The 680-nt window shown below is 55.4% G+C and carries 1 protein-coding gene; it reads left to right on the top strand.

Annotated features, from left to right (window positions below; genetic code table 11):
- Positions 1 to 99: 99 nt before the first annotated feature.
- On the top strand, positions 100 to 680 hold a 581-nt coding region (locus AK963_RS30140; RefSeq protein WP_175404769.1), incomplete at its 3' end, for a recombinase RecT.

Genomic DNA, 680 nt, shown 5'->3' with positions numbered 1-680 from the left:
TCTGGAATCTGGCCGGGCTATCCCGACGAATTCTGCACCATCGAGTTGCCTGAATGGGCACGAGCCGCTTAATCGTCTGCCTGAATAAGGAGTTCTGTTATGGCAGGGAATGCTAAAAAAACACCGGCAAAGCAGCCGGTACCAAAAAAAGAAAAGGCCGCTGACGGTGGCCAGCTCACCATCAAAGACCTCTTGCGTCAAAACAAAAACACGATAGCTCAATCACTGGAAAATACGCCGCTCACACCGGAGCGTCTGCTGAATGTCTGCATGACCGAAATTCGCAAGACGCCGAAACTGCGGGAATGCTCGCAGGCCTCTTTGCTGGGCGCGGTGATCCAATCGGCGCAGCTGGGTCTGGAGCCCGGCTCTGCGTTGGGTCACTGCTATCTCATCCCGTTCTATAACAAGAAAGTCGGGGGGCTTGAATGCCAGTTCATGCTGGGCTATCGGGGCATGCTTGCCCTGGCTCGTCGTTCCGGTGCCATCGTCAATATCGACGCCCGTGTGGTCTTTGCTGCTGATGAGTTCGATCTGCTCTATGGCACCGAAACCCGGGTTATCCACAAGCCACGCCTGAATGGTGACCGTGGTGGTGTGCTGGGTGTCTACGCTGTGGCGCAGCTGCAGGGCGGTGGCTCTCAAGTGGAATACATGACCGTAGAGGAGATCATGAAAGT

This window comes from Endozoicomonas atrinae (genome assembly GCF_001647025.1).
Lineage (GTDB): Bacteria > Pseudomonadota > Gammaproteobacteria > Pseudomonadales > Endozoicomonadaceae > Endozoicomonas > Endozoicomonas atrinae.
Note: the sequence above shows the minus strand (reverse complement) of the source record. Positions and strands in the feature narration are given on the sequence as shown.